Annotated in this window: 23 protein-coding genes; 13 read left to right on the top strand and 10 right to left on the bottom strand. The window is 61.8% G+C overall.

Going from position 1 to position 20,607, the window contains the following annotated elements:
* Nucleotides 1–86: 86 nt before the first annotated feature.
* The gene (locus HX898_RS05075) at nucleotides 87–1,304 is read left to right on the top strand and encodes an AI-2E family transporter (protein ID WP_180194134.1); all 1,218 of its coding nucleotides are present in this window, start codon (nucleotides 87–89) and stop codon (nucleotides 1,302–1,304) included.
* Nucleotides 1,305–1,323: 19 nt separating this feature from the next.
* On the opposite strand, the gene HX898_RS05070 is transcribed toward HX898_RS05075, so the two are convergent.
* Nucleotides 1,324–1,782, bottom strand: a complete 459-nt coding sequence (locus tag HX898_RS05070) for a GNAT family N-acetyltransferase (RefSeq protein ID WP_171598755.1) — start codon at nucleotides 1,780–1,782, stop codon at nucleotides 1,324–1,326.
* A gap of 129 nt (nucleotides 1,783–1,911) precedes the next feature.
* Between HX898_RS05070 and HX898_RS05065 the strand changes: the two genes are divergently transcribed.
* Nucleotides 1,912–2,331, top strand: coding sequence for a hypothetical protein (locus HX898_RS05065; protein WP_171598754.1), 420 nt, complete (start codon nucleotides 1,912–1,914; stop codon nucleotides 2,329–2,331).
* Here the strand turns inward: HX898_RS05065 and HX898_RS05060 are convergent.
* From HX898_RS05060 to HX898_RS05050, 3 genes are all read right to left on the bottom strand, one after another.
* A complete protein-coding gene (locus HX898_RS05060) occupies nucleotides 2,328–3,470 on the bottom strand; it encodes a DUF2336 domain-containing protein (RefSeq protein ID WP_171598753.1) in 1,143 nt (380 codons plus the stop codon). The two genes, HX898_RS05065 and HX898_RS05060, sit on opposite strands and share 4 nt — an antisense overlap.
* A gap of 108 nt (nucleotides 3,471–3,578) precedes the next feature.
* Nucleotides 3,579–4,190, bottom strand: coding sequence for a flavin reductase family protein (locus HX898_RS05055; RefSeq protein WP_171598752.1), 612 nt, complete (start codon nucleotides 4,188–4,190; stop codon nucleotides 3,579–3,581).
* Nucleotides 4,190–4,774, bottom strand: coding sequence for a nitroreductase (locus HX898_RS05050; RefSeq protein ID WP_029874172.1), 585 nt, complete (start codon nucleotides 4,772–4,774; stop codon nucleotides 4,190–4,192). Before HX898_RS05050 ends, HX898_RS05055 begins: the two co-directional genes overlap by 1 nt.
* 113 nt (nucleotides 4,775–4,887) lie before the next feature.
* Here HX898_RS05050 and HX898_RS05045 point away from each other — a divergent pair, with 113 nt between their 5' ends.
* Nucleotides 4,888–5,988 (top strand): hypothetical protein, encoded by a 1,101-nt coding sequence (locus tag HX898_RS05045; protein ID WP_180194133.1) that lies wholly within the window; start codon nucleotides 4,888–4,890, stop codon nucleotides 5,986–5,988.
* A gap of 216 nt (nucleotides 5,989–6,204) precedes the next feature.
* On the opposite strand, the gene thrS is transcribed toward HX898_RS05045, so the two are convergent.
* From thrS to HX898_RS05025, 4 genes are all read right to left on the bottom strand, one after another.
* Complete coding sequence (gene thrS, locus HX898_RS05040) at nucleotides 6,205–8,190, bottom strand: threonine--tRNA ligase (protein WP_138329375.1); 1,986 nt, start codon at nucleotides 8,188–8,190, stop codon at nucleotides 6,205–6,207.
* A 123-nt stretch (nucleotides 8,191–8,313) separates the two neighbouring features.
* Nucleotides 8,314–8,841, bottom strand: coding sequence for a DUF1697 domain-containing protein (locus tag HX898_RS05035; RefSeq protein WP_062944392.1), 528 nt, complete (start codon nucleotides 8,839–8,841; stop codon nucleotides 8,314–8,316).
* 5 nt (nucleotides 8,842–8,846) lie between these two features.
* On the bottom strand, nucleotides 8,847–9,251 hold the full coding sequence (gene yidD, locus HX898_RS05030; RefSeq protein ID WP_138329374.1) for a membrane protein insertion efficiency factor YidD: 405 nt from the start codon (nucleotides 9,249–9,251) through the stop codon (nucleotides 8,847–8,849).
* A gap of 5 nt (nucleotides 9,252–9,256) precedes the next feature.
* Entirely contained in the window at nucleotides 9,257–9,703 is a 447-nt protein-coding gene (locus tag HX898_RS05025; protein WP_017960560.1) for an iron-sulfur cluster assembly scaffold protein, read from the bottom strand.
* A 307-nt stretch (nucleotides 9,704–10,010) separates the two neighbouring features.
* On the opposite strand from HX898_RS05025, the gene folE reads away from it, so the two are divergent.
* The 3 genes from folE to HX898_RS05010 all read left to right on the top strand — a co-directional run bounded on the left by folE (nucleotide 10,011) and on the right by HX898_RS05010 (nucleotide 12,182).
* Nucleotides 10,011–10,625, top strand: coding sequence for a GTP cyclohydrolase I FolE (folE, locus tag HX898_RS05020; RefSeq protein WP_017960561.1), 615 nt, complete (start codon nucleotides 10,011–10,013; stop codon nucleotides 10,623–10,625).
* A 25-nt stretch (nucleotides 10,626–10,650) separates the two neighbouring features.
* Nucleotides 10,651–11,103 (top strand): phosphoribosyl-AMP cyclohydrolase, encoded by a 453-nt coding sequence (hisI, locus tag HX898_RS05015; RefSeq protein ID WP_017964406.1) that lies wholly within the window; start codon nucleotides 10,651–10,653, stop codon nucleotides 11,101–11,103.
* A gap of 116 nt (nucleotides 11,104–11,219) precedes the next feature.
* Nucleotides 11,220–12,182, top strand: a complete 963-nt coding sequence (locus HX898_RS05010; RefSeq protein ID WP_062944308.1) for a patatin-like phospholipase family protein — start codon at nucleotides 11,220–11,222, stop codon at nucleotides 12,180–12,182.
* 68 nt (nucleotides 12,183–12,250) lie between these two features.
* Here HX898_RS05010 and HX898_RS05005 read toward each other — a convergent pair whose 3' ends face one another.
* Both HX898_RS05005 and HX898_RS05000 read right to left on the bottom strand, forming a co-directional pair.
* Nucleotides 12,251–12,685, bottom strand: coding sequence for a CBS domain-containing protein (locus tag HX898_RS05005; protein WP_025394659.1), 435 nt, complete (start codon nucleotides 12,683–12,685; stop codon nucleotides 12,251–12,253).
* A 93-nt stretch (nucleotides 12,686–12,778) separates the two neighbouring features.
* On the bottom strand, nucleotides 12,779–13,570 hold the full coding sequence (locus HX898_RS05000; protein WP_138329373.1) for a rhomboid family intramembrane serine protease: 792 nt from the start codon (nucleotides 13,568–13,570) through the stop codon (nucleotides 12,779–12,781).
* A 263-nt stretch (nucleotides 13,571–13,833) separates the two neighbouring features.
* Here HX898_RS05000 and HX898_RS04995 point away from each other — a divergent pair, with 263 nt between their 5' ends.
* The 7 genes from HX898_RS04995 to HX898_RS04965 all read left to right on the top strand — a co-directional run bounded on the left by HX898_RS04995 (nucleotide 13,834) and on the right by HX898_RS04965 (nucleotide 20,574).
* Nucleotides 13,834–14,478 (top strand): PAS domain-containing protein, encoded by a 645-nt coding sequence (locus HX898_RS04995; protein WP_138329372.1) that lies wholly within the window; start codon nucleotides 13,834–13,836, stop codon nucleotides 14,476–14,478.
* A 124-nt stretch (nucleotides 14,479–14,602) separates the two neighbouring features.
* Nucleotides 14,603–15,214 (top strand): PilZ domain-containing protein, encoded by a 612-nt coding sequence (locus HX898_RS04990; protein ID WP_003539887.1) that lies wholly within the window; start codon nucleotides 14,603–14,605, stop codon nucleotides 15,212–15,214.
* Between the two features lie 319 nt (nucleotides 15,215–15,533).
* On the top strand, nucleotides 15,534–16,508 hold the full coding sequence (gene pip, locus HX898_RS04985) for a prolyl aminopeptidase (protein WP_180194132.1): 975 nt from the start codon (nucleotides 15,534–15,536) through the stop codon (nucleotides 16,506–16,508).
* Nucleotides 16,509–16,883: 375 nt separating this feature from the next.
* Nucleotides 16,884–17,489, top strand: a complete 606-nt coding sequence (locus HX898_RS04980) for a transglutaminase-like cysteine peptidase (RefSeq protein WP_011652094.1) — start codon at nucleotides 16,884–16,886, stop codon at nucleotides 17,487–17,489.
* Nucleotides 17,490–17,693: 204 nt separating this feature from the next.
* Nucleotides 17,694–18,479, top strand: a complete 786-nt coding sequence (locus tag HX898_RS04975) for a hypothetical protein (RefSeq protein WP_171598748.1) — start codon at nucleotides 17,694–17,696, stop codon at nucleotides 18,477–18,479.
* Nucleotides 18,480–18,613: 134 nt separating this feature from the next.
* The gene (locus HX898_RS04970; protein WP_138389129.1) at nucleotides 18,614–20,185 is read left to right on the top strand and encodes a serine hydrolase; all 1,572 of its coding nucleotides are present in this window, start codon (nucleotides 18,614–18,616) and stop codon (nucleotides 20,183–20,185) included.
* A 113-nt stretch (nucleotides 20,186–20,298) separates the two neighbouring features.
* A complete protein-coding gene (locus HX898_RS04965) occupies nucleotides 20,299–20,574 on the top strand; it encodes a hypothetical protein (RefSeq protein WP_003539905.1) in 276 nt (91 codons plus the stop codon).
* The last annotated feature ends 33 nt before the right edge of the window (nucleotides 20,575–20,607 follow it).

Here is a 20,607-nt window from a genome sequence, read left to right as displayed (position 1 = left end):
GCTTTGTATACGCTTTCACGGTGCGGACCTTGAAACCACCGGGTTGATGGCCCATAACCAGAGTACAAGAAAAAGAAGAGGCGCGCGTGGGTGTGTTCGACCGTCAGAAAAGCAATCATGAACCGCGATGGCTCGGATCGTCGGCTCAGACGCGTACGCCGCTGATTCCCTCCATTTCGGCGGCGCGCTGGCTGCTGGTCCTAGTCGTCGCTGCCGGCGTCTATTTCTTCTACGGCTTCCTCGTGCCGGTGCTCGCAGCCCTCGTCATCGGCTTTGCCAGCTGGCCGCTCTACCGCAAGCTTCTTGCCCGCGTCGGCGGCAATACGACGATCGCCGCGACCATCGCCATCATCCTGATCATCACCTTCCTGGTCATCCCGATCGGGCTTGCAGTCACCTATACGACCGGCGAAGTGCGTACCTGGGTCGCCTGGGCCATCCATGCCAACCGCGCCGGTGCCCCGACGCCAAACTGGATCGTCGCGCTGCCTTGGGCCGGCGCCTATCTCGATGAAGTCTGGACAAAATATATCGGCAGTCCCGGCGCGCTCGGCGAGGTCATCCAGGCGGTCAGCGGCGCCAATATCGGCAACATATACCGTGCCGTGCTGGCGGCTGGCGGCGGCGCCTTCCATCTGCTGCTGACGCTGCTTTTCATGCTGATCGCGCTGTTCTTCGTTTATCGCGACGGCTTCTCCTTCTCCAAGCAGATCGACATGCTGGGTGAGCGCATCCTGCCCAACCGCTGGGAGCGAATTTCTCGCGTCGTGCCGGCGACGATCAGCTCCACCGTCATGGGCATGACGCTGATCGCGATCGGCGAAGGCATCGTGCTCGGCCTTGCCTACTGGATTGCCGGCGTGCCCTCGCCGGTGACGCTCGGCGTATTGACGGGCGTGATGGCGCTGATACCTGGCGGTGCGCCGCTCTCCTTCACGCTGGTCTCCATCTATCTGCTGGCGAGCGGCTCGCATGTCGCCGGCATCAGTCTCTTCGTCTGGGGGACGGTCGAGCTATTCATCGTCGACAAGACGCTGCGGCCGAAGCTCGTCGGCGGTCCGATCAAGCTGCCCTTCCTGCCGACCTTCTTCGGCCTCGTCGGCGGCGTCAAGACGATGGGTTTCCTCGGCCTCTTCATCGGCCCGGTGCTGATGGCGCTGATCGTCGCCATCTGGCGCGAATGGATCCACGAGGCCCGCAACGCCGACAAGAGCGAGACCGGACCGCAGATCATCATCGACGAACGGGCCCCGCCGCCGGTCCCCGGTTCGCCGAAAACCATGCCGCGCGTCGCCGAAGGCTGAACATGGCTTCGCAGACCGGCTACCCCAGCCGCTTTTCCATGAACAGGCTGAGCGGATCCGGCAGATAGCTGCCGAACGGCTCGATTTCCCGATATCCGTATTTGCGGTAGAGAGCGATCGCCTCGGGCTGGTAGATGCCGGTTTCAAGCCGGATCGCCGTTAGACCCTTTTCCCCGGCGATCGCTTCGAGCGCATTCATCAGGCCGCTGGCGATCCTCAGCCCCCTCGCCTCGGGGTCGACGAACATGCGCTTGATCTCCGCCGTGCCGTCGCCGGCCTCGACCAGCGCGCAGCAGCCGACGGTCGCATCGCCATTGCGCGCGACGAGGAAGCTCACCGAAGGCTTCTCCAGCACGGAAAGGTCGACCAGATGGTTGCTCTCCGCAGGATAGAGCGATTGCGCATAGGCATCAGAGAGATCGAGAAGCCGGATGACGCCCTCCTGGCGTGGCGGTTCAAGAGCGATGGTGACGGACATGTTGGCTCCCTCTGCCGGCGCGTGACAATATTTCCCCCGATATGACGAACAGTTAGCGTCCTTGCCTTCATTCGGTTGGAATTGCGCCCTCTAAGACGATGATGTGCTCAATAATCAAGGAAGCAGAATATGCAAGCGGTGCTGATCGCGATGACCATTCTCGGCTGCGACGATTCCATCAGCCAGTGCAATTATGTCGCGACGGTCGATAAACGCTGGGAAACCGTTGCCGCCTGCGATGCCGAAGCCGAACGACGGCTGAAGACCTATGTGAATGTCAACTATCCCTCGGTGATTGCGGTGTGCGAGGCGCCGAAAGCCATCGCCGCCGCCGAGCCGCCGAAATCGGCGCCCGTGCCTGCCGCCGCGCCCGAGGTCGCTGTCGCAGCGCCCCAACCCGCAGGAAGGATTGCCGGTTTTGCAGAAGGCATCGCCGGCCAGGTCCGCGCCCACCTGCCCTCGGGCAGAAGCGTCAAGGACACACTGACCAAACCCGTGCACTTCGTCTCCGCCAGCTATTCCTGGGTGGTGACGCGGCTGGCCGATTAAGCGGCCGCAAGCGCCGCGTAGACGCGCGCGGATTGTCGCTGCTCGTTAACGTGCAGCTTTTCCACCATGTCGAGCAACTCGCCGATTGCGCCATGCGCGTCGTGATGGCGGAATTTTTCGAGAAGACGGCCGCAGACATTGCCGAGCACGCTGGCCGGCGCTTTTCTGGCGGCGTCGCGCCACAGCATCGTCGCTTCGACGAAGATCACGCTGATGTCCCTCGGCAGGCCGGCGGATTCATAGAGCGCGCGCACCGCATGCATGCGCCCGGTTGCCAGGATCGAGCGCACGCGGCGCTCGCTGCACGCGGTCAGATCGACGATCGCGCCGGCGAAGAAATCTACCTTGCCGGCACAGAGCGCATGCATCAGGAAGGACGGCGTCAGCCGGCCGTTGAGGCGCAGATGCTGGACGAGATCGGGTATTTCGCGCGGCGCGATGTCGCCGGCGATCGAAACGATGGCGGCCTCGGTCGCCTCGCGGCTGATGCGCTGAAGCCGCTGCAGGCCGATCGCCGCCTGTGCCAGCGGCAGGCCGACCAGCGCATTGCTGACATGCTGGGTCAGCAATTGCCGGGCATCGGCGGGAAGATCGCTGCGGTCGAGAAGCAGGTTGCGAATATCGCAGCAGTCGCCGAGCCGTTCGGCGATGCGTTTCAACGATAGGCTGGAGATCACCGCGCCGTCGTTCTCCAGCAGGCAGAGCAGTTCTTCCTCGTCGCCGACCTCCGCAAGGGCGGCGGAGACCGGGCGTGTCAGATGCGCTCTGGCGGCGATCAGCATGCGGGTGGCGCCGTTGCCGCGCGCGGCAAGGTCGACGAGATCGGCGTCGCTCAAAAGTGGCGAGCAGGTCACCGCGTGGCAGGCGACCTCGGGCTGGTCTTCGGCAAGCGAAAGAATAAGGTTGCGCGGCGCATCGGGCGACCAGGCGATCGCCTCGGCAAGCGCAAGCCGCACGCGCGGCGACGGATCGTCGAGAAGAAAGGTCATCGCCATTTCGGCCGCCGCCCGCTCGTCCGCGGACATTTCGGACTGCAGATAGGCGCGCCCGAGGGCGTTTGCGGCCCGGGCCCGGTCACCGGTCTTGGCCGTTTCGATCCAGCGAAGGAAAGCTTCTACGATCACGCGACGCCCCAGCATTTGAACGCGATTCCCTCGCGCTCCATTCAATGCTGCGACCGTAGTGGCAAAAGGTTTAAGATTGGTTCACCATGTTTCTTAAGCCTTTGGACGCCTTGCCGGTTCGGCTCAGCCTTGCCGCGTCTGCGGCCGGATCATCTCGAAAACATCGCTGCCTTCGCTGTAATCCATGTAGCCCATGCGGGCCAACGGTCGGGCGATCGACATGTCGAGGCGGCCGTCCCTGACGATCGCTTCATCGATACGGATGCCGACCACTTCGCCGAAGACGAGGACGTTTTCGGATGGTTCGCCCGACAGCGTCTTCGGTTCGATGATCTCGGTCACCCTGCATTCGAGCACCGCGAAAGCCTCGCCGACATAGGGCGCGTCGATCAGTTCGGCCGGCTTCGCCGTCAGGCCGGCAAAATCGAATTCGCTGTCGCCGTAGGGCAGCGCCGCCGAGGAGAGGTTCATCTTTTCAGCGAGATCGCGGCTGACGAAATTGCAGGTGAAGACACCGGTCTCGGCCGCATTGCGCTGGCTGTGCTTGCGCCCGGCCGAAGAAAACATCACCAGCTTCGGCCGGTCGGCAACGGCATTGAAGAAGGAATAGGGCGCCAGATTGATCGATCCGTCCCTGCCCTTACTGCCGATCCAGCCGATCGGGCGCGGCGACACGATCGCCTTGAACGGATCATGCGCGAGCCCGTGCCGGTTGCTGTCGGTGGTGTAGAACATCAGTCTTCTCCGCCAACCCAGGTCACGGTGTCGGCAAGCTCCGGCCGCGGCCGCTCGATCGCCGGAAATGTCGTCGAGCCGATATGGATGAAGCCCGCCACCTTTTCATCAGGTCCGACGCCGAGCAGCGGATAGGCGCGCTCATCATAGGCGAACCACTCCGTCAGCCAGTTGGCGACATAACCATTGGCATTGGCGGCGAGGATGACGTTGAAGCAAAGCGCGCCTGCCGACATCATTTGCTCCCATTCCGGGATCTTGATATGCGGCCCCGCCTTGCTGACGATGGCGACCACCACCGGCGCACGGGTGAAACGGCTGCGCTCGACCTGGATCATCTCTTCGGAAAGGTCGGGCTTTGTCTGAAGCGCCAGCGTCAGAAGTTCCTCTCCGAGACGCACGCGCTGCTCTCCGCGATAGACGATGAAGCGCCAGGGCGCGATCTTGCCGTGATCGGGAACACGCGAGGCAAGACGCAGGATCTCCTCGATCTCAGCTTTCTCGGGGCCTGGTTCGCACATCTGGAAAGCGGGGATGGAGCGGCGCACGGCGAGGTAGTCGATCAGCTTGATATCGGATTTCATACGGGAGAAGCTCTCATTTTTATGCTGCTGCAAAGGGTGGGTCTTGAATTTGCCATCGCGTTGGTCTTGAAGTGACCTTTGCGATTTCAGAAGTCAATCGGTTCACGAAACAGATGTTTGGCATTTTGCCTTTTGCACGCATCGGCCTTGCCATTGCCCTGATGGTATTGATGCCCCTCGGCGCCGGCGCTCAGGATGCCTTCAAGGAATTCAAACAGCTTGAATCGACACCGAAGATGCCGAAGCTCGATGCCTTTATCGCGCCCGGCACGGTGCCCGAAGGGGTCAAGCTGCGCGACGTTCCGATGGAAGCCAAGCTGACGGCCGACGGCACGCCGGTTGAAGAGGGCCTTTCCTGGTACGTCTTCAGCCCGATCGCCGGAACCGATGGCAAGCTGCCGCTGATCGCCAGCGCCAAGGGCGGCCCCGCCGCCTTCCAGCTCGCCCCCGGCGATTATTTCGTCAACGTCTCCTTCGGCCGCGCCGGGGTCACCAAGAAACTGACCGTGCCCGCTGAAGGCGAGGTAGACAAGCAGGTGATGGTGCTCGATGCCGGCGGCCTGCTGCTCAATGCCGTCTCCGGCGCCGACGCCCGCATTCGCCCCGACCAGTTGAGCTTCTCGATCTATTCCTCGGAAGTGCGCGACGATGGCGAGCGCGGCCTCGTGGTGGCCGATGTCTCGCCGAATACCGTCGTCCGTCTCAATGCCGGCACCTATCACATCGTTTCCGAATATGGCAGCGTCAATGCCGTGATCCGCGCCGACATCCAGGTCGATGCCGGCAAACTGACCGAGGCGACGATCCAGCATCGTGCCGCGCAGATCACCTTCAAGCTGGTCTCCAATACCGGCGGCGAGGCGGTCGCCGATACGGCATGGTCGATCCTGACGGCAGCCGGCGACAGTGTCGGCGAAAGCGTCAGCGCCTTCCCGACTATGGTTCTCGCCGAAGGCGGATATTCCGCCGTCGCCCGCAACAAGGACAAGATCTACCAGCGCGATTTCACCGTCGTCGCCGGCAGGAACACCGATGTCGAGGTTCTGATGAAGGACCAGCAGCCGCAGCCGCCGGTGAGCGACGCGGCCCGCACGGTACAGCAGGTGCCTGTGGGCACACCGACACCGCCGGGTGTCCAGCCGGCCCCGGTTGCGCCGCTGCCGTCCTACGAACAGCTCGTGCCGCAGGGCGGCGACGACACCAGCCTCGATTGATTTTTCCGTGAGCGGTTTCGGCTCAGCCGAGATGTTTGGAGAAGACGCGCAGATCGAGAACGCTTCAGACGCGCGTTCCATCATTGGTATCGGGAATTTTCTGAAGCGTTGCAGCTCGGCGTGATCCGTTCTCTGATCATGGCGGCGGCAACATTGCGGGCTCTAGATCAGACTTCCGACAGCGCCAAAGCCTGGCGCTGTCGGATTCCGGCTATTTCACGCGGCCTTGGCTTTCTTTGCTTCGGCCTTGCGACGAATGTCGGGCGGTGTCGCTTCGAGGGCAAGGCTCTCGACGGCGGCGTCTAGCCCCATCGAAACCTGGTCCTGGCTGCCGAGGCGGCGGATGTTGACCGTGCGCTCCTCGGCCTCTTTCCTGCCGCAGACGATGATGACAGGAACCTTGGTGACCGAATGCTCGCGGATCTTGTAGTTGATCTTCTCGTTGCGGAAGTCGGTCTCGACGTTGAGGCCGGCCTCACGCAGCGCCTCGGCCACCTCAAGCCCGTAGGCATCGGCTTCCGAGGTGATCGTTGCGACCACCACCTGCAGCGGCGATACCCAGAGCGGCATATGGCCCGCGAAGTTCTCGATCAGGATGCCGAGGAAACGCTCCATCGAGCCGCAGATGGCGCGATGGATCATCACCGGCTGCGTCTTTTCCGAGTTGCTGTCGATGTAGAAGGCACCGAACCGTTCCGGCAGGTTGAAGTCGACCTGCGTCGTCCCGCACTGCCATTCGCGGCCGATCGCATCCTTGAGCGTATATTCGAACTTCGGACCGTAGAAGGCGCCCTCGCCCGGCAGGATGCCGGTCTTGATATTGTTGGACTGCTGCTGGATCGTCTCCAGCACGCCCATCATCACGCTTTCGGCGCGGTCCCAGAGCTCGTCCGAACCGACGCGCTTGTCCGGCCGGGTGGAGAGCTTGATCGTGACTTCATCGAAGCCGAAATCCTTATAGACCGAAAGGATCAGGTCGTTGATCTTCAGGCATTCGGCGGCCATCTGCTCGTCGGTGCAGAAGATATGGGCATCGTCCTGCGTGAAGCCGCGCACGCGCATCAGCCCGTGCAGCGCGCCCGACGGCTCGTAGCGGTGGACATTGCCGAATTCGGCAAGCCGGATCGGCAGCTCGCGGTAGGATTTCAGCCCGTGCTTGAAGATCTGGATATGGCCGGGGCAGTTCATCGGCTTCAGCGCGAAGACGCGGTCGTCATCGGTGTCGTCGCCGGCAACCGTTACCTTGAACATGTTGTCGCGATACCAGCCCCAGTGACCGGAGGTTTCCCAGAGCGACTTGTCGAGCACCTGCGGCGCGTTGACTTCCTGATAGTCGCCGGCAAGCCGACGGCGCATATAGGCAACCAGCGTCTGGAATACGCGCCAGCCCTTGCCGTGCCAGAAGACGACGCCCGGACCCTCTTCCTGGAAATGAAAGAGATCCATCTCGCGGCCGAGCCGGCGATGATCGCGCTTTTCGGCTTCGGCAAGCATATGCAGGTAGTTGTCGAGTTCCGACTGCTCGGCGAAGGCCGTGCCGTAGATGCGGCTCAGCATCGGATTGTTGCTGTCGCCGCGCCAATAGGCGCCGGCCACCTTCAAGAGCTTGAAGGCGCTGCCGATCTGGCCGGTCGAGGCCATGTGCGGACCGCGGCAGAGGTCGAACCAGTCGCCCTGATAATAGATCTTGAGATCCTGCCCTTCCGGGATCGCATCGACGAGTTCGACCTTGTACTGCTCGCCCTTGTCGGCGAAGACCTGTTTCGCCTTCTCGCGCGACCAGACCTGCTTGGTGAAGGCGGCGTTGCGGGCGATGATCTCCTTCATCTTCTTTTCGATCTTCGGCAGATCGTCGAGTGTGAAGGGCTCGTTCTTGGCGAAGTCGTAATAGAAGCCGTTTTCGATGACCGGGCCGATCGTCACCTGGGTGCCGGGCCAGATCTCCTGCACCGCTTCGGCCATGACATGCGCCGCGTCATGGCGGATGAGTTCCAGCGCGCGGTCGTCATTGCGGGTGATGATCTCGATCTTGCCTGTCGTCACGGCATCGGAAAGGTCGCGCACGGTGCCGTCGATCGCAACGGCGACCGCCTTCTTGGCGAGCGACTTGGAAATGGATTCGGCGACATCCCGGCCGGTTGCGCCGGCATCATAGCCGCGCACGGAACCATCGGGAAATGTCAGGGAAATAGCTTGGGACATCGAAATTCTCCTTGTCCAGTCCCGCCAACGAATGCGGGTGGTTGACATGAAAGCGCCTCCGCGGAGCTGAATGCGCAGCCGCCTGATAGCCAGATTTCCTGTCTGAGTAAAGAAAAAGCGGGGTTATATAATCATTTCAGTCAGCCCGCGCACGGTGTTCCAGTTGCGCATCGTACCGACGCCGAGTCGCTTGGTCGTCAGCGCCGAAAGCAGCTTGGATTGGCTCGGCTTGCCGGCGAAATCGATCCAGAGATCGCCGCCGACGACAGCGATGCGCTGTCCCTCCGTCATAAGCGGTTTCAGCGCCTCTACCTTCTTGGGATCGACCGGCAGACGCATCACCCGGACGATGACCTGGTCGCCATTGCCGTCCTTGAAGGGATTGGTGCTGCAAAGCGCCATCCAGGTGCAGTCGCTGCGCACGATGATATCGACATGTTTGCCGAACTTTTCTTCAAAGCCCTCTTCCAGATGGGTCTCGACTTCGTGCGGCCGCATCTCGTCCGCCTCGAAGACAAGATTGCCTGTAGAAACCAGCGTGCGCGGCTCGCGATAACCGAGCTCTTCGGCAAGTGCGCGCAAATCCTGCATGATGACGCGGCGGTCGGGCGTCAGGACAATGCTGTGCAGAAGGGCAATGAAGGTGCTCATGGCGCTCACCCTTTCTTCCGCCCGAGGGCGAGATAACGCCACGGCGTCCACCAGCGCAAGCTGTCGCCGAGCATCTCCGGCACCTGGTCGAGGCCGCTGGTGCCGCCCGGGCCGCAGCGGCCGACGCGAAACAGCGTCATCCAGCCGCCGGCCCAAAGACCGTGGCGGGCGATCGACTCGTAGCCATATTCGGAGCAGGTCGGGATATGGCGGCAGGAATTGCCGACAAAGCCGGAAAGCGTCAGCTGGTAGAGGCGGATAAGCCCCATGCCGAGCAGGCGGTCGGGCGTCTTGCGGAACGGACCGGTATAGTTGCGGGAAGTGCGTGCTGCCTTTGCGCGCGGCTTTGCTGATCCGGCGGCACCGCCGTCGTCCTCATCATCGGCCTGCCGAACGCAGAACTCGCACATGTCAGTTACGCCTCGACAACTTCCGCCCGTTTCGCCTCGATCTGCCCGATCGCATCGACGACGGCATCAAAGGTCAGCATCGTCGAGGCATGGCGGGCCTTGTAGTCCCGCACCGGCAGCAGATAGCGCATGTCTTCGAATCGTCCATGAGGCCCCGCCCCGTCCGCCTTCAACATCGCGAGCATGTCCTGGCGGGCCTGGCGCAATTCGTCCGATGTGGCGCCGACGACATGGCGGGCCATGATCGAGGACGAGGCCTGGCCGAGCGCGCAGGCCTTCACGTCATGAGCAAAACCGGTCACGGTGTCGCCATCCATCTTCAGCCAGATCCGCACCTTCGAGCCGCAGAGCTTGGAATGGGCCTGGGCGCTCGCATCGGCATCATCAAGCGTGCCGGTCAGCGGAATATTGCCGGCGAATTCGAGGATTTTGCTGTTGTAGATATCGTCCATGCTGGATTTCCGCTCCAAAATCGCTGCGGATCGGCCTCTGTGGGGGCGTTATTGTCGTCAAAACAAAAAACACACCGTGTCGTGTGAGGATACTTACATACGATGGCCGTCTTCCTATATGTATGTCGTTCGAAGGCCATGAAAATGCAATGGCCTGGTGTAAGTTTGATTGGGAAACCGTGCCGGACGGGCTAAACTTGCCCTGAAAGCCCCGGAGCCTGCCAAAGGTGCATGAATTCCCGCATGGGATTGACCAGTGGCGATTCCGATAGATGGGTCCGCGGTGCGGGCCAGGAGACCATTGTTCATGGACGCCATCGTAAAGAACTTTCCGCAGACGAACCGCGACTCGGATCGCCCCTCCCAGCAGGAGGCTGAGGAAGCCGTTCGCGTTCTGCTGCGCTGGGCCGGTGACGACCCGACGCGTGAAGGCCTGCTCGAAACGCCGGCCCGCGTCGTCAAATCGTACCGCGAGCTTTTTTCCGGTTACGACATGGCGGCGGAAGACGTGCTCGGTCGCACCTTCGAAGAAGTCGCCGGTTACGATGACATGGTTCTCGTCAAGGATATTCCGTTCTACTCGCATTGCGAACACCACATGGTTCCGATCATCGGCAAGGCCCACGTCGCCTACATGCCGGACGGGCGCGTGCTCGGCCTGTCGAAGATTGCCCGTGTCGTCGAGATCTATGGCCGCCGCCTGCAGACGCAGGAAACGATGACCGCGCAGATCGCCCGGGCCATCGACGATACGCTTAATCCGCGCGGTGTCGCGGTGTTGATCGAGGCCGAACATATGTGCATGGCGATGCGCGGCGTTCAGAAGCAGGGCTCGACCACGTTGACGACGACGTTTACGGGAACGTTCAAGACTGAGCCGGCCGATCAGGCCCGTTTCATGACCATGGTGCGGAGCCGCTGATACCGGCTCCCTCAGGAGGGCCGCGATGAGTCAACTGATCTTCAATCAACCATCCGAGGACAAGTCGGCGTTGGAAGACGCCGGCGATTTCACGCCGCGTTTCGACGACCGCGGCCTGATCACCGCGATCGTCACCGATGCCGGCGACGGTGAGCTGCTGATGGTGGCGCATATGAATGCCCAGGCGCTGGCGCTGACCATCCAGACCGGCACGGCGCACTATTTCAGCCGTTCGCGCGGCAAGCTCTGGAAGAAAGGCGAAACCTCGGGCAATCTCCAGACGGTGAAGGAAATCCGCACCGATTGCGATCAGGACGCCATCTGGCTGAAGGTCGAGGTCGCCGGCCACGACGCTACCTGTCACACCGGCCGCCGCTCCTGCTTCTACCGGACGATCACGCTTCGAGACGGAAAGCCGATGCTTGATATCGTTGACGACGAGCTTCATTTCGATCCGCAGGATGTCTACGGAAAATAGCCTGAAATTCCTGGCATTTGCTCCTTATTGCGCCAGAAACCGCATCTCTATACCATTTGGAAACTGATCGGGCACACTATCGAAAATCAAGTGTTCTGCTGGGAGGGGAGAGCGCCATGCTGAGCTGGAGTCTGCATCGTCAAAGCTCTGAAGGCGAGGGTTCCGATTCCGGCATGTCGACCACGCTCGATATGCTCCCGCCTCCTGCGCCTCAAAAGAAAATCAAGATCGCGCTGGCACTCGGCGGCGGCGCTGCCCGCGGCTGGGCCCATATCGGCGTGCTGCGCGCCCTCGACGAGGCAAAGGTCGAGATCGGCATGATTGCCGGCACCTCGATCGGCGCGCTGGTCGGCGGCTGCTATCTTGCCGGCAAGCTCGATGAACTCGAAAGCTTCGCGCGCTCGCTGACGATGCGCCGCATCGCAAGTCTCCTCGATCTCACCATCGGCGGCAGCGGCCTGTTCGGCGGCATGCGGCTGACCAAGCGTATGCAGGAACATCTCGAAGGCCTGAACGTCGAGGATCTCGACCGGCCGTTCGTCGCGGTCGCGGCCGAGGTCAATACCGGTCATGAGGTCTGGATCGCCAATGGTTCGCTGATCACGGCGCTGCGCGCCTCCTATGCCCTGCCCGGCATTTTCGAGCCGGTGCGCAGCAATCACCGCACGCTGGTCGACGGCGCACTGGTCAATCCCGTCCCCGTCTCCGTCTGCCGCGCCTACGAACAGCCGCTCGTCGTCGCCGTCAATCTCAATTACGATCTCTACGGCCGCTCGGCCGTCGTCCGGCACAATGCCAGCCTCTCGCCGCAGGAAGTGCAGAAACAGGAAGAGGCGCCCTATGCGCGCCTCGGCATGACCGGCGTCATGGTGCAGGCCTTCAACATCATCCAGGACAGGATCGCCCGGGCCCGCCTTGCCGGCGACCCGCCGGATATTTCGCTGCAGCCGCGTCTCAGCTATATCGGCCTTTCCGAATTCCACCGGGCCGGCGAGGCGATCGAACGCGGCTACGAGGAGGCCAGAGCCCGGCTCCCCGAGATCAAGCGCATGCAGGAAGTCTACGCAAGCAACCCCTGATGCACGTCGTCCAAAAGCGCGTGGCGGTTTGGGACGACGAGACTAGTCTAGCGAAGCACGCGAAAACCTCAGCCGGCGATATAGGCCTTGATTTCCTCGGCCTCACGCTCCACTTCGGCGATACGCGATTTCACCACGTCCCCGATCGAGATGATGCCGGCAAGCTTGCCGTTGCTTTCCACCGGCACGTGACGGAAACGTCGGCTGGTCATCAGTTCCATCAACTCGTTGACGGTCGTCTCCTCATGGCAGCGGTAGACCTTTGCGGTCATGACCTGAGCCAGCGGTTGGTCGAGGCCTTCCTTGCCGTGTTTGGCGATCGCATGCACGAGATCGCGCTCGGTGAACATGCCCGAAATCCGGTTCTCCATGCCGACGACGACGATGGCGCCGATCTTCTTTTTGCTGAGGATGGCGGCCGCCTCGGCGACGGTGGCGTTCGGCCCGGCGGTGACGACGTCCCTGCCCTTCAGGTCGAGGATTGCTTTGACTGAACTGGTCATTCGAACCTCCTATGTCCGTGAAACACTTGTCACAGGCATCCGCGGCGGTTTCTCCCCCCGGCACGGATATAGGTCGATGGTGCACTGCCCGGCTCAGGATTGCAACACATCCTTCTCGGTTCCGTCAGGTTCCATCACCGGCGGGCGCGGCGCCCGGTCGAACAGCGAAAACAGCAGGAAGCCGAAGACGAAGCCGCCGATATGCGCGTCCCAGGCAATCGCCTGGTCGCTGTCGCCGACGAGCGGGATGCCGACAGCGATTAACGCATTGCCGACCAGCCAGAGCAGCATGAAGATGATGACGGTGCGGCTCTTCAGCGCCTCGACGATGGAAAGCCGGGGATTGAGATGCGCTGGCAGCATCGGCCGCCGTTCGGCCGGAAAGGCGAATCGGCAGGCGGCCCCCATCAGCCCGGAGATGACGCCCGACGCACCGATCAGCAGCGACACGTCTCCCCAGTTCAGGGCCGCGTGCAGAATGGCGGATGCGACGGCGGAAAAAACCCAGAAGAGCACGAAACGCAGCGTCCCGATGCGGCGCACGACCGGCGCGCCGAAGGCCATCAGCCAGAAGGCGTTGAAGAGGATATGCTGGACGCTGCCGTGCAGCAGCGAATAGGTGACGGGCGTCCAGAACAGTTCCGGCCCCTGCTGCGACAGCGGAATTACATAGCGGGCGGGAACGAAGCCGAAGGTGAAGAACAGCCAGTTCATCGCATCGTCGGAGAGCAGGAGTTCCTGCACCGCATAGATGACACCAAGCAGGCAAAGGCTGAAGAACAGCGCCGGCGGAAGGTTGAAGACCGGTTCGCGCGGTGGCCGTGCCGGCGGCTGGACCTCGGGAGGTTCGGGCGCCTTATGCGGCTCGGCCGTCTGCTCATTCATCTGTGTTTTGCCTCGTTGAGGCCACAGCCATACAGGAGCGACTGTCAAAAAAAAAGCCGTCCGAAGGGCCGGACGGCGTACCGGGAGCTCCAGGAAAGACCTCGGCCCGGGCAGGTTGTGCTGAACTTCGAAAGTCGAAGCGATGGCAGGACAGTGTCACGACGGGCACTGCATCTCAACCGAAACCATCTCTTAACCTTAACCGCCGCGATCTGGCATGAAATCCGCAAGGTAGAGCCTGTAAGGGCAATGACTGCCCGAAAATGCTCCGGAATGGGACAGGTTGGTGTGAAATGCGTGTGCAAACGACCATCGAAATTTTTGACTACTGGAACCGTATCCGCGGCGCTGCCGATGCGCCGCTGAAATCACAGGTCGAACCCTCCGCCGTCCCCCACCTGCTCCAAAGTCTGTTCATTCTTGAGAAGCGCGAGGGCGGAGACATCGGTTTCCGGCTCGCCGGCACCCGCATCTGTGATCTCTTTGGGCGTGACCTGCGCGGCGAACGTTTTTCGTCTCTCTGGGCAAATGGTCAGCTCGCGGACATCGAACGCACGGCGATGGGCGTCATGGACCATGCCATGCCGGCCCTGTTCAACGCCACCGGCTACAGCACTGTCGGTCATCAGGCCTCCTTCGAGATTATCATGATGCCGCTGCGTTCGCCGGACGGCGCCTGCGACCGGCTGCTCGGCGCGATCGCGCCGGCAGCGGCCGCGAGCTGGCTGGAGATCGTGCCGCTCGAATTCCTGGCGCTCGACCGCAGCCGCCTGCTGCCCGAAAAATTCGACAAGGCAGCACCGACCGAACCGCGCCCCATCAACAGGATCGTCGCTGGCAAAAGCATCCATTTCGGCCAGGTCATGCGCCGCATGGTGTCGCAGCTGCTGAGCGCGGAGGCGCGCTGACAATCCCATTTCGGCACATCCGGCATACTCGTTTTCCGCTATATGGGGATCGGGCAAAACAACCTTCTGTTAATGGATTGTGGGTAAAGATCGGTCTCTGCGATTTTCATGAAGAAGCCCTTTGATGCACTCGTTCCAGCCAGCTCAGACGCAACGACCTGCGCCGCGCCCTGAACAGGGCGTTTTTCAGCGCGTGCCCATCAACATGCAGGGCCGGCTGATGCTTGCGAACTACGAGGAATTCGAATGCATGGTGATCGACATGTCGCCTGGCGATATGTACGTCACCTGCCTCGGCCGGCCGCGCGCCAACGAACGCGTTGTCGCCTATATTGACCATCTCGGCCGCGTCGAAGGCTATGTCCAGACGATCGATGGCCGCGGTTTCACCATGTCGATCAATGCCACCGACCGGAAGCGCGAGAAGCTCGCGGCCCAGCTCACCTGGCTTGCCAACAAGCACGAGCTCGGCCTGCCCGAGGATCGCCGCCACGACCGTCTGACGCCACGCGACACGAAGACCGAGCTGACGCTCGAGGACGGCACGCGTTATTCCTGCCGCATCATGGACCTTTCGCTGTCGGGCGCTGCCGTCGACGTCGAGATGCGCCCTTCGATCGGAACGGCCGTGCGCCTCGGCAATATGCGTGGTCGCGTCGTGCGCCACTTCGTCGAAGGCGTGGCGATCGAATTCCTGTCGATCCAGTCCCGCGAGACGCTGCGCGAATTCCTTTAACAGCTGCTGAAATGACGCTGCCCTCCGGTGCGGCCCCGGTCAGGTCGCGTTGAAAACGCCCGCCCTTCACGGCAGGAGATTTGCAAGCGGCAACGAATCTGGCTTTGGAAAGAAGCCGCGAAATCCTGTCGCAAGTCGTTCCACCCAGTCGTTAGACAACATTATGAGTGGAACAAGCTGCGACACCGATCGGCACGCAATAAGGTTGCGCAAAATTGTGCAGTGATTTTGCGTCCGGGAATGCCCTGCCCTCGCCCGTCGTCATCCATTCGTCACGGATATGACGGATAAGGCCCGCCTTAATTCGAGAGGCGCGTCCATGTCAGCTCTTTATCCCGAAATCGAACCCCATGATCATGGTCAGCTCGATACGGGCGACGGCAATCTGATCTATTGGGAGGTCTGCGGCAATCCGGCGGGCAGGCCGGCGCTGGTGCTGCATGGCGGGCCGGGCTCCGGCTGCTCGACCGCGGCGCGGAGCTATTTCGATCCCGACGCCTACCGAATCATTCTGTTCGATCAGCGCAATTGCGGCCGCAGCCTGCCGAGTGCTGCCGATCCTAAAACCGATCTCTCCGTCAATACCACCTGGCATCTCGTTGCGGACATCGAGCGGCTGCAGGCCCATCTCGGCATCGACAGCTGGCTCCTTTTCGGCAATTCCTGGGGTTCGACACTGGCGCTGGCCTATGCCGAAACCCATCCGGAGCGCGTCGCAGCGATCGTCCTGTCAGGCGTGACCACCACCCGGCGTTCGGAAATCGACTGGCTCTGTCGCGGCATGGCGCCACTCTTTCCGGAGGAATGGCACCGTTTCCGCCAGGTGATTCCCGCAGACAGCCAAGGACGAGACGAGGACATCGTCGCCGCCTATCATCGTCTTCTCAACGATCCGGATCCGGAAACGCGCTTCAAGGCGGCGCGTGACTGGCATGATTGGGAGGCGGCCTCGATTCTGCTTGCCGATCCCCAAGGCCTGCCACGCCGCTGGGCCGATCCGGCCTATATGCTCACGCGCGCCCGCATCATCACCCATTACTTCAGCAATGGCGCCTGGCTGGAGGACGGCCAGCTCTTGAAGAACGCCGCTCGGCTCATCGGCATTCCCGGTATCCTGCTGCAGGGAAGGCTCGACATCGAGGCGCCGCTCGTCACCGCCTGGGAACTGGCCCGCGCCTGGCCGCAAAGCGAGCTCACCATCCTTCCGCATGCTGCCCATTCCACCGCAAATCCCGATATGAGCGCGGCGATTGTGGCTGCCACCGATCGATTTCGCGACTTTCCTCAAAAATAATTTTCCCGCCCGGATCGGCGATCTAAGCGATATTCTGCTTTTGAACCAGCCGAATCGGCCCATTCCGGCGGCATCGCCGGTCGGCTACGCGCTGCCGCAGATCGCCAGCACACTGCTGAGATTTACCCGGCTCAACGAAAATCCTTAACATCAGGACGGCAACGCAGCGTTTTCGCGGGCGAAAGCCTTGTTGCGTCGATTACAATTTTAATCGATTTCAAGACAAATCCGCGTCAAATTTTATGCGCATTCGAATCTGTTTTTAGTCGAGTTTTCTCGGCATTTGAATCAACTAAGCCTTTAATTCTATTACGTAATTTTGCGTGAGATAAAAACGTCTGTGCCATTGTCACCTCAACTTACGGGGAGACGGCAATGACAACTGCGAACATCCTGAAAGGCGGCCTTCTGGCCGGTGCCATCATGATGGCAATGGCGGGTTCGGGACAGGCGATGCCCGCCAGCATGGCCCTGGCAGGCAATGCCAGCCCGCCGATCGGACACTACGAATTCTGCAAGGCGAATCCGACGGAATGTGTCGAAGTCGGCGGCGATGCCGGACCGGCCATTCTCACAGAGGATCGCTGGAAGGAAATTCTCAAGGTCAACTACACTGTCAATTCGACGATCCAGCCGATGACGGATGAGCAGATCTACGGGGTCGAGGAGCGCTGGGCCTATCCGCGCACCGTAGGCGACTGCGAGGATTACGCCCTGCTGAAGCGCAAGATGCTGATCGACGACGGTTTCTCGCCGTCCGACACGCTGATAACAGTCGTGCTGCAGCCGAATGGCGAAGGCCATGCCGTGCTGACTGTTCGTACCGATCATGGCGACTTCATTCTCGACAACATGCGCAACAAGGTTCTGCTGTGGTCGGACACCGAATACACCTATCTGAAGCGCCAGTCCGCCGACGATCCGGCCCGCTGGTCGAAGCTTCAGGACGGCCGCGCTGTCGCAGTCGGTAGCGTCAAGTAAGAACAGCCTGCCGGCCATTGCCGGTTGTTGCCTGCGGCCCGGTCAGTCCCCGCATCCCGTCCCCGACCGGTGCCCAAGAGCCGTTCCCGCTGTCCCGGGAACGGCTCGCCCCCTTTCGGGGCTTAGCCCACCAGCATCTTAGCGAATTATTAACCCTGCCGGTCAGATCATCGCGATGAGAATCATCATCGGCACCGGCGGCTCATGTTCTTCCTGCGGCGGACCGAAACGCGAAGAACCGCCATGAGCCATGCCGCGCACAGCGCACCCGACGAGCAGCCGCTTCTTTCCATGGGGTTTCTCCTCCGCACGATGGCGGTGATCTCAGTCATGGCGGTCCTGACTGTTGCCATCAGCATCGGCGGCCGTTGGTTCGGCCAGCATATCTCGCTTGCCGGCAACACCGACAGCACGGTGGAAATCCAGCTGGCCATCGGCCGCGACACCGTGAAATTCCCCGAGAATGTCATCCGTTTCCCGAGTCAAAGGCATGAAGGCGCCGCCGAGCGCGTCGATCTCTACCTCGCCTGGCCTGAAATGCAGGGTTACGGCAAGGAAAATCACCTACGATTCGACGATATCGCTCAATCCTCCGGACTGATCTTCCTGCAGATCACCCAGAGCACCATGTCGCGCGACATGTCCGGGCGGCTGGAGCCGATCTATTCGCATCTGCTCGAAGGACCTGCGGAGCCCTTCCGCGACGGGCTGACGCTGCACCGTCTTCGCGCCGATGCGGGTTACGGCGACGAGGTGCTGCTGACGGCGCCCGTCAAGGGCGGGCCGGATTACGTCGTGCGCTGCATATTGCCGTCAGCCCCGGATAAGGCAGCGGGCGGAGATTGTCAGCGCGATATCAAAGTCGGTCGAGATCTCAGCGTTCTCTACCGCTTCTCAAGCAGCCATCTCGACGACTGGGAACATATTGATGCCGCTATCCGCACCTTTGTAGACGCGCGTCTTGTGAACCGTTCTGCGACAAGTCCCTAAAATGCTCTCCGGACAGCGAAATAAAGGATTCATCATAAACGGATTGGTAACGCCCAACCGGTAATTTTAGAAGACGAGCTGTGCGGCGGGAGGTGTGCGGTTCCTGCCAAAAACTGAAGTGCCAAATATCTGAAATGCAAGCGAAGAGTGGAATAGTGTCAAGGTCAGTCTCCTCCGTATCATCGTCCCGATCCGGCAGTTTTTTCGCAAGGCTGCTGGCGGTCCTTTCGGTGGCCATCACGATCGTTGTGGTCGATTCGGTGAATGCCGACGCGGAAGCGGCAAATCCGAAATATGCAGGCATCGTCGTCGACGCCAAGACCGGCAACGTTCTCTACAGTGAGAACGCCGACCGGCTGCAATACCCCGCCTCCCTGACCAAGATGATGACCCTCTACATGACCTTCGAGGCATTGGAGCAGGGTCGCATCCGTCTCGATACGCCGGTTCCCTTCTCCGCCCATGCGTCAGCCCAGGCGCCGACCAAGCTCGGCGTCCGCGCCGGCGGTACGATCACCGTCGAGCAGGGCATTCTCGGTCTCGTCACCCTGTCGGCCAATGATGCGGCAACGGCGCTCGGCGAGATGCTGGGCGGCGGCAGCGAGGATCGCTTCGCCCAATTGATGACCGCCAAGGCGCATGCGCTCGGCATGACGCGCACCACCTATCGCAATGCCAACGGCCTGCCGAATACGGCGCAGATGACGACAGCGCGCGACCAGGCCCGCCTCGGCATCGCCCTTCGCCAGCATTTCCCGCAATATTACGGCTATTTCTCTACCCGTGCCTTCAAGTTCGGCAGCCGGACGATCCGCAGCCACAACCGCCTGGTCGGTTCAGTGCGCGGCGTCGACGGCATCAAGACCGGTTACACGCGGGCTGCCGGTTTCAATCTGGTCAGCTCGGTGCAGGTCGATGGCAAAACGATCGTCGGCGTCGTGATGGGTGGCGCCTCGACGCCTGCCCGCGATGCCCAGATGCGCAATCTGATCGCCACCTATCTGCCGAAGGCATCGAGCCGTGGCGGATCGTCGGCGCTGATCGCCCAGGCAGCCCCTGCCCCGGCGATGATCGTGACGCCGGCTCCGGTCCAGCCCAAGAAGGCTCAGCAAATGGCGAAGACCATCACCGCAGCCCAGCCGCCGGTTTCGGCAGCCGCTGCCGATCTCAGCCTGCCGCACAAAGGCCCGCTGCCGGATGCGCGCTATCAGGTCGCCGAGACCGAGGTCGCCTATGCCGAGACCGCTGCGCCGAATTCCGACAATCCGCTGGTAGCCCAGCCGATGCCGGCGCCGACCAAGGTCAAGACCATGACCTTCAAGCAGCAGGCAGCGGTCGCCGCACCAAAGCCGACGCCCGCATCTATGCCGACGGAACAGGGCGAGACGTCGGTCGATAACCTCACCACTGCGTCGACCACTCCCTCCCCGACTCGTGCTGCTTCAACCAGCAACGGTCCGACCGGCTGGGTGGTGCAAGTCGGCGTCTCGCCGAGCCGGCAGATGGCCATGGACCTCCTGGAGGGCGCCAAGAGCAAGGGCGGCAAGGCATTGGCCTCGGCAAAACCTTTCGCGGTCGCCTACGCCGCTGGTGGTGACCAGCTTTACCGCGCCCGCTTCGGCGGCTTCGATGATCAGCGCGATGCCGTCAACGCCTGCAAGGCCTTGAAGAAGGCCGGCATCAAGTGCTGGGCGGCTGCCCAATGAGCTATTCGATGCTGCCTGCAAGATGGCCGGCGGCATCGGTGACGGCCGGAATCGGTGTTTGCGTTTCCGGCCACCGTTCTTGAACTCGATCAGTATTGCGTACGGGGAAAACAATGGCGATCAATGAGAATGTTCCGGGAATGCCTTCAGACCGTCGCATGGCGGCCAAGGGGCGCTCATCTCTGCATCCGCTGCACGAGGCGGCTTTGCGCCTCGCCGAGATCGGCCTGCAACGGCCGAAGGCGAAGTCTCCGAAGACCCGGGATCTCATCAATCTGCTGCTGTGCCATGGTGCACGCGCCTGGCGCTATTCCCAGCCTGAAGCCCGCATCCATCTGCATGTGACCTCGCCGGACGGCAGCGCGCCGGTGCAGTTGCGCCTGCGCTGAACTACACAGGACCGCGCGCCCGAAAGGCCGCGC

The sequence above is a fragment of the Rhizobium sp. WYCCWR 11128 genome, assembly GCF_013416305.1.
Classification (GTDB): domain Bacteria; phylum Pseudomonadota; class Alphaproteobacteria; order Rhizobiales; family Rhizobiaceae; genus Rhizobium; species Rhizobium indicum.
The sequence above is the reverse complement of the archived record's forward strand: the minus strand, read 5'-3'. Positions and strand labels throughout refer to the sequence as shown.